Annotated in this window: 12 protein-coding genes; 4 read left to right on the top strand and 8 right to left on the bottom strand. The window is 28.0% G+C overall.

Translation table 11 applies throughout. From position 1 onward, the window contains the following. Window positions 1-136 precede the first annotated feature (136 nt). Entirely contained in the window at window positions 137-301 is a 165-nt protein-coding gene (gene vraX, locus CD150_RS13490; RefSeq protein ID WP_164996921.1) for a C1q-binding complement inhibitor VraX, read from the bottom strand. Window positions 302-720: 419 nt separating this feature from the next. On the opposite strand from vraX, the gene CD150_RS11860 reads away from it, so the two are divergent. Further along, complete coding sequence (locus CD150_RS11860; RefSeq protein ID WP_046207476.1) at window positions 721-951, top strand: hypothetical protein; 231 nt, start codon at window positions 721-723, stop codon at window positions 949-951. Window positions 952-1043: 92 nt separating this feature from the next. Here CD150_RS11860 and CD150_RS11855 read toward each other — a convergent pair whose 3' ends face one another. The 4 genes from CD150_RS11855 to CD150_RS11845 form a co-directional block, all read right to left on the bottom strand. Further along, window positions 1044-1232, bottom strand: coding sequence for a hypothetical protein (locus CD150_RS11855; RefSeq protein WP_046207477.1), 189 nt, complete (start codon window positions 1230-1232; stop codon window positions 1044-1046). A gap of 164 nt (window positions 1233-1396) precedes the next feature. Beyond that, complete coding sequence (locus CD150_RS11850) at window positions 1397-2359, bottom strand: arsenic resistance protein (protein WP_073342945.1); 963 nt, start codon at window positions 2357-2359, stop codon at window positions 1397-1399. 148 nt (window positions 2360-2507) lie between these two features. Next, window positions 2508-2642 (bottom strand): hypothetical protein, encoded by a 135-nt coding sequence (locus tag CD150_RS13875; protein ID WP_256277551.1) that lies wholly within the window; start codon window positions 2640-2642, stop codon window positions 2508-2510. Between the two features lie 127 nt (window positions 2643-2769). Next, entirely contained in the window at window positions 2770-3018 is a 249-nt protein-coding gene (locus CD150_RS11845) for a hypothetical protein (RefSeq protein WP_046207479.1), read from the bottom strand. A gap of 121 nt (window positions 3019-3139) precedes the next feature. On the opposite strand from CD150_RS11845, the gene CD150_RS11840 reads away from it, so the two are divergent. After that, a complete protein-coding gene (locus CD150_RS11840) occupies window positions 3140-3349 on the top strand; it encodes a hypothetical protein (RefSeq protein WP_046207480.1) in 210 nt (69 codons plus the stop codon). Between the two features lie 239 nt (window positions 3350-3588). Here the strand turns inward: CD150_RS11840 and tsaT are convergent, their stop codons facing one another. Further along, window positions 3589-3771: a type II toxin-antitoxin system toxin TsaT gene (gene tsaT / locus CD150_RS11835; protein WP_064209474.1), complete on the bottom strand. Its 183-nt coding sequence runs from the start codon at window positions 3769-3771 to the stop codon at window positions 3589-3591. A 276-nt stretch (window positions 3772-4047) separates the two neighbouring features. On the opposite strand from tsaT, the gene CD150_RS11830 reads away from it, so the two are divergent. Further along, the gene (locus CD150_RS11830; RefSeq protein WP_019467917.1) at window positions 4048-4254 is read left to right on the top strand and encodes a TM2 domain-containing protein; all 207 of its coding nucleotides are present in this window, start codon (window positions 4048-4050) and stop codon (window positions 4252-4254) included. Between the two features lie 311 nt (window positions 4255-4565). Continuing rightward, the gene (locus CD150_RS11825) at window positions 4566-4781 is read left to right on the top strand and encodes a sterile alpha motif-like domain-containing protein (protein WP_046207482.1); all 216 of its coding nucleotides are present in this window, start codon (window positions 4566-4568) and stop codon (window positions 4779-4781) included. A 9-nt stretch (window positions 4782-4790) separates the two neighbouring features. Here CD150_RS11825 and CD150_RS11820 read toward each other — a convergent pair whose 3' ends face one another. Together CD150_RS11820 and CD150_RS11815 are read right to left on the bottom strand one after the other, a co-directional pair. Continuing rightward, entirely contained in the window at window positions 4791-5027 is a 237-nt protein-coding gene (locus CD150_RS11820) for a hypothetical protein (RefSeq protein ID WP_046207483.1), read from the bottom strand. Window positions 5028-5379: 352 nt separating this feature from the next. Then, window positions 5380-6675, bottom strand: coding sequence for a CitMHS family transporter (locus CD150_RS11815; protein WP_070039157.1), 1296 nt, complete (start codon window positions 6673-6675; stop codon window positions 5380-5382). Window positions 6676-6714: the final 39 nt, after the last annotated feature.

Below are 6714 nucleotides of genomic sequence, written 5' to 3'. Positions count from 1 at the left end.
TCAATCATTGTTAAAAAAGCATTATATAATATATAAAGACTCAGTTATGATGCCTAACCAAGGAGTAAAATAACGATGATACTTACGATGTAACCCCTTTGTCCATCGTAAACATCATCGTTCAAAATTTGATTGTTTATTTTTTCATTTTATCAATATCCTCTGCAACTATTGTTAATAATTCTTCAGTTTCTGCATCGGTCAATTCGTCAGAACCTTTAATTCTAATAACAGAACCTTTATCGGTTTTAACATGGTAAATTGGTTCTTCGTCTTTATAAACTTTCCGTAATACTTTCATCTCATCACCTTTTTTCTATAAAACAATTCACTACAATATAAAATAATGCATAAATAGAAACATTACTTTTATAAGACGAATAAATTATTATTTTATAATTGAAATGATTAATACTTTAACTATAGGATAACTTTTTATTAAATTCTTTTCCACTGGTATGATTCAATTAATTTAATTAACTTGTTGAATCTTATTCAAAACAATGCATTTTTAACTGTTAATTATAATTCATGATAATTTTTTGGAAAAATTAGTTTTTTGTGTTTTTATTTTATAAAGAAGGGTATAACTAACCAAGCACAAAAAGTCCTCCAAACTTTAGTGTGGAATATATTTTCGAGATTGACGTCGCTTTTCGAAGCGGCGTTTTTGTTTTATACTGCATATAGTATAACTATTTATAAAAAGGGATGTATATTGTGAGATTATTGAGTATATTGTCATTTTTATGTAGCCTAGCGATAACGATTGTTGTTATATATGGCGTTATAATGATGGCTGGTGATTTAATGGGGCTAACAACGTTTAATAATCAATTATTAATTGTAGGTTTAGCATTTGTATTATTGAGTGGTTTGTTTGGAAAAAGTAAGCCAAGGCTATCAATGTTAGTGCTATTTATTGGATTTATCATTGTGCTTGTTAATTAATAAATAATAAAAGGAGTGAAAAGGAATCCATATTTTACTGATGGTTTCCTATTTTCACTCCTTTTTGTATGCATACATTTATTCAAAAATCACTAAGCTTTAAAAGATTCAACATTGCCTTGGAGTTTTTGATCCATGTCGTTAGCTATTTTTATTAGTAAAAGTTTGTTATCTTTTGAAGTTAATTCATTATCAACAGTAACTTTAATAATTAAGCCTAAATCCGTTTTAATGTGGAAAGTTGTACGGTTATTTTCAGATACGCTTCTTAAAATTTGCATCTTAATCACCCCGTTTTCAAATTAAAAAATTAGCGTTTGGCTAAAATGAGACAGAGTTCATGAGCTATTTAACGATAATAGTGTAAAATGTTAACTTTATATATTAGTTTAATATATTTAAGAGTAAATGAATAATAATTAGCCTCTGATAAATAGTAATATAATTATTTAATGTATTTAGGTATCATTTTGATGTAGATAAGTTCGCCTAATAATTCACATAATGTTTGCGTAATAATGACAGTAGTTGCAATGGTTACCCAATGGTTTGGTAAACCTAAAGCTAATGGTAAGACAACAAGTGCATTTCTTGTACTTGAACTAAAAGCTATCGTTCTTTTAGTTTCTTGTGTTACTTTAAATAATTTTCCACATAAAGTACCTATAAAAGGGGATACGATTAAAAAGCAAATATAAATAGGTATTACTGAAAAGACAATATTTAAGTTATAAATAATTTTATTTATTTGTGAACCTACAATTGAAAATAAAACCAGTGCCATGAAAATTTCGGGAAGCCAAGATGTTAACTTTAATATTTGATTTATGCTTTCAGATTTTTCACTGGTATATTGTAATAAAAGTGCTGATAATAAAGGGAAAATTATGAACATTAAAAATGACTTTAAGAATGGCAAAATATCTATTTGTGAAAAAATATCAATATTTAGAAACAACGTAAAATATAAAGGTAATAATAAAATTTGGCCTATAAACAGCAGTGGTGTAGCAAACAACATGAGTTGTTCATTTCCTTTTCCTAAAGCATTAAAAACGATTACGTAGTCAATACAAGGCGTTAGTAAAACAAGGTACAACCCTATGATGATAGGAACATTTGAAACATCAAACAATTGAATTAAACCAAAAACAAATAATGGTATAGCTATAAAATTTGATGTTAATAATGCCAAAATAGATTTTATATTAAGTAAGTTGTGTTTGATGTTAAAAAATGGAATTTGTGAAAACATACTAAACATAAGGATACACAAGCTAGCAGAAATAATAGTTTCTAATATATTAGTAAAAGCATTGGATATTAAGCCAACGATTATTCCACTAAAAAGTGCAATAAAATAAATATAAATTTGGTATTTTTCAATTTTGGATTTTATGTATTGCATAATAACCTCTCGTATATTAATTTTTTTCTTGGATTTGGTACATACACAGTCAGTGATACAGAATAGTTGAAACAAAAAAAGTGGAGAGAAATCATGTATGACATTTGATTTCTAGTCCCACTTCTTATATGAACAGTTAGTTTAGATTTTATTTTTTGTTTTTATCTTGAACGCTCACTTTATTTTCGATTTTATCATCGTTTGTGTTATCAATACTTAAAAGTAATGCACGAATCACTAAAACGCCAGATATAAGTAGTAACAGATTTTTTAATAGTTTCATCTTTTCACCTACCTGTATGAATTTATATGTTTGTTTCAAAGTAATTATATTTATATATATCATACACTAATCATCGACTAATTGAATAAAAATACGGTGAAGTGAGCTTCTTTCATGTTTGGTTTGTTTAAAGGTCGAAGATATAAAGTGTTAAATTTTCTTCATCGACAGTTACTTTCAATTCATCACTATTATTTTCAATCGTAGTATTAACAACATTGCCTTGCTCAATCGTAAAATAAATTTGGCTTAAAATGCCCATCGCGTATTCATTAATTGGACTTACAAGAGAAATAGATGTTGTATCTTCTTGAATCATAAAATTTTTTTGACTTTGATTTATTATTTGCCATTTAGGTAAATAAGTTAACTTCATATTTATCTCTCCTTATGATTGTGCTCTTTTTAAGATTTTTCTATAGTAGAATCTTAAATTTTGAATTAATTGAACTCGAAAGGGAATAAGTTCAATAAATATATTGATATGAGGTGATAGCATGATTGTTTTATTATCTATTATATTAGCATTAATTTTTGCTTTTTTAGCAACGATGCCATTTTTATTTATAAATACGAGGTTGCATGAAAATGTCAATCACTCTAAGGAAGAAATACGCCATGAAAAAATCAGAGCGATTAAACGTTTTATATATTTCTTTATATTAATTATTATTCTCTTAATGGTTTTTCATTTTATTACAAACTGAATCGATACGTTCAATACTTAAACATAGGTATAAGCATACCTGATTCGTTTTTTTAAATGAGTTAAGGTTTTAGGAAGAAAAATGAACTTTAAATATTATATGAGCGAAAGCTTATACTAAAGCACCACTTATTTAATTTGTTTTAAGTGGTACCTCAAGAAGTTTATAATATCGTTTGGCTTAAGTTAAGCATGTTTGATCGCTACACTTTGCACGTATATTGAAAGTTTTAAAATGAACTAACCGAAAATGATAGTGAAGAGTATACCTACAACACCAAAAATAATTAAAATAACAGTCAGTCCGAGTAAAGATTCTTTTGTTTGTTGTGTACCTTTTAACTTATAGATTATTAAGGAAATAATTCCACAAACTAAAAATATGAGTGAAAGCCAAAATATAATCATGAAATGTAAACTCAAAGTCTTGTCCCTCCTTTGCATTTCATCTTAATTGTACAATTTGATGATTTTATTCAATAACTTAAAAATTAATTGTTTTTAGATTAGTAAGCTAGTTTGAGTCTTATTTTATCATTTATTCATAAGATGCCATAGTATAAGATATTCTAATGCGTTTAGTTTGAAAAGTGTCTGCGCATTAGAAAAGAATAAGCGTATAGCATTAAAATTTTAGATTTTATTTAGTATAACATTGTATAATAGTAGTGAATCGAATAAGTAAGGAGATAGAAAATAATGAATGAAGTCAATAAAGTGATTTATATTGTTTTAGCAGTGTTTTTAGGAAGTTTTGGAATTCATAAGTTTTATGCTAGAAAAACCGGAATGGGTCTCTTGTTCCTTGTATTTTGTTGGACAGGTATCCCACAAATTTTAGCTATCATTGGTGCAATTATTACGGTATTCAAACCTGCAGATCAAAATGGTAATGTTTTAGTTTAAAATTAGTGTATAAAAAACAACCTAAGCGAAACAATTTCGCCTAGGTTGTTTTTATATTGTAAAAGAATAATGACTACAATAAAATTTAAGTGAAAAGATATAAAATTTTTATTGCTTTAGTAATGAAACCCATAAACTTTACAATATTTACAATTTTAGTTAAATACTATGGAAACAACAATTAAACTCATCATTTTTAATTTTAAAAATGAACAGTGATAGACAAATAAATATTATTTGTTATGATTATGAAAAGGCTTTAAATAGTAAGACATGTAACGATTAAAATTTAAGTAATCGAGGTAATGCTTATGACATTTTATGATTTTATTATTGACTTTGTTAATGACGACACGCCACTTGGTCAACTTGCCTATTTTATAAATAAAGATAACAATTTCCCTAAACATGCAACTGGTTATCAGGAATTATATGCATACTTTAAAACGAATTATAATTACAATGAAGTAATGACATCTGCAAAAAGGGCATTAAGTTTATATCTGAATAATTTAAGTGTCAATTAAAATAAAGATTCAGTGTTCGTAATACCAATTTCTTATTTTTAAAGCATGTTTAATGTCTTCCGTTCTAAAGTTAATTTCATTATTTCTTATTGAAAAAGGTTCAATAATATTTTGAGCCATCCATGTATTAATAAGTTCTGTAGGTAAACCATCCAATTCCATGTCACTTTTACTTAGAACAAAACATTCCCAATCGAGAGAAATTTTTGAAGGATTAATATATTTGCACTCATGAATCTGATCCATAAAAACACTCCTTAACATTGTAAATCCGACGTTAAGTTTTACCCAAGTACCCATAAAATAAAACGACAATTTTATGTTATTTGTCTACTTATTGATGAAAAAATAATAAATGATTGAAATTTGTTATTATGCAGTGTTTTAAAGCTTATATTTATCATCGTTAATATATAAATATAAGCACAGTACGAAAAACGTATCATCGACTAATTAATTGGTGAGGCAAATTATTCATCTCGTATACAAATAAAGCACTCATCCAAACTAAAAAATTGGATGAGTGCTTTTTATATTTCAAAAGCTAACGATTTTGTTTACTTTACATATATTCTAGTTGCAAGTTGTGAATTACATTTTACCACGGTATAATTCCTAAAATACAAGCAATTAAAATCATGAATAGACTAGAGCCAACTGCCCATTTTATTACAATACGCTGATTTTGACCGTATTCTATATCTAGCATACCTACAAGTAAATAACCAGCAGCATACAATGGACTTAATACATGTAAAGGTTGACCAAGAACTGAAGCTCTGGCCATATCAACTTTAGAAATGCCAAATTGTTGTGCAGATTCAGCTAAAATAGGTAATACACCATAATAGAAAGGATCATTTGCCATAAAGTATGTAAATGGTCCGCTCAGAATTGCAGTGATTAGTGCAAAGTGGTTCCCCATAGCATCTGGTATAATTTGTACTAAGGTATTAGCCATTTCGTTAACCATTTTTGTCCCATTCATTACGCCTGTAAATATACCTGAAGCGAAAACAAGACTAATTACAGAAAGTACGTCGCCAGCATGTTTTTTCACAACAGAATTTTGGATACTTAAATTAGGATAGTTTAGTAAAATTGCAAAGCCAAACCATAGCATAAACATAACAGGTATTGGCATTAAGCCGATAACCAGACAGATGATTAATGAAATTGTAAGTATTGCATTTGGAATAAGCATTTTAGGTCTTTTTAATAAAGATTCTTCTTTTGTATCAGTAGGTTTTATATCGTTTAAATCAATATTTGTATTTGATGTGAGATATCTTTTTGAACGTTTTCCAAGTATGTAAGCAACTCCAAAAGCAAATAATATACCAGCAATCATTGCAGGAATGATTGGTACAAAGACTTCCTCAGTAGTTACTTGCAAAGATGAAATCGCACGTGCAGTGGGTCCGCCCCAAGGTAACATGTTCATAACCCCGATAGATAAAAGTGCTAATGTAGATAAAGTATACAGACTCATACCAATTTTTTTATAAAGCGGCATCATTGCAGTTACAGTTATGATAAAAGTAGTGGTACCATCACCATCAAGTGCTACCATTGATGCTAATATTACGGTCCCTATTGCTATTTTTACTGGATCCCCTTTAACGACTTTTATAATTTGATTAATGACTGGTTCAAATAATCCTGCATCTATCATAACGCCAAAATAAAGTATGGCAAAAGTCAGCATAATTCCAGTTGGTGCAACAGTTTCTATGCCATCAAGCATAAACTTACCTAAACCTGAGTAGAAACCACCGATTAAAGCAAAAATGGTTGGTATAACAATTAATGCAGTCAAAGCTGACATTTTACGAGTCATAATTAATACCATAAAGATGATAATCATAATAAAACCGAGAATTGCTAAGTTCATATATTCAATTTTCCCCCTTTGTTTTAATCATTATATACT

Origin of the sequence: Staphylococcus ureilyticus (assembly GCF_002902235.1) — a bacterium.
GTDB lineage: Bacteria > Bacillota > Bacilli > Staphylococcales > Staphylococcaceae > Staphylococcus > Staphylococcus ureilyticus.
This window is presented reverse-complemented; position numbering and strand designations above follow the sequence as displayed.

Bases quoted from the DNA above. Each gene is read 5' to 3' on its own strand.
- vraX (WP_164996921.1), bottom strand. From the start codon at position 301: ATGAAAGTATTACGGAAAGTTTATAAAGACGAAGAACCAATTTACCAT.
- CD150_RS11855 (WP_046207477.1), bottom strand. From the start codon at position 1,232: ATGCAAATTTTAAGAAGCGTATCTGAAAATAACCGTACAACTTTCCAC.
- CD150_RS11850 (WP_073342945.1), bottom strand. From the start codon at position 2,359: ATGCAATACATAAAATCCAAAATTGAAAAATACCAAATTTATATTTAT.
- CD150_RS13875 (WP_256277551.1), bottom strand. From the start codon at position 2,642: ATGAAACTATTAAAAAATCTGTTACTACTTATATCTGGCGTTTTAGTG.
- CD150_RS11845 (WP_046207479.1), bottom strand. From the start codon at position 3,018: ATGAAGTTAACTTATTTACCTAAATGGCAAATAATAAATCAAAGTCAA.
- CD150_RS11840 (WP_046207480.1), top strand. From the start codon at position 3,140: ATGATTGTTTTATTATCTATTATATTAGCATTAATTTTTGCTTTTTTA.
- CD150_RS11830 (WP_019467917.1), top strand. From the start codon at position 4,048: ATGAATGAAGTCAATAAAGTGATTTATATTGTTTTAGCAGTGTTTTTA.
- CD150_RS11825 (WP_046207482.1), top strand. From the start codon at position 4,566: ATGACATTTTATGATTTTATTATTGACTTTGTTAATGACGACACGCCA.
- CD150_RS11820 (WP_046207483.1), bottom strand. From the start codon at position 5,027: ATGGATCAGATTCATGAGTGCAAATATATTAATCCTTCAAAAATTTCT.
- CD150_RS11815 (WP_070039157.1), bottom strand. From the start codon at position 6,675: ATGAACTTAGCAATTCTCGGTTTTATTATGATTATCATCTTTATGGTA.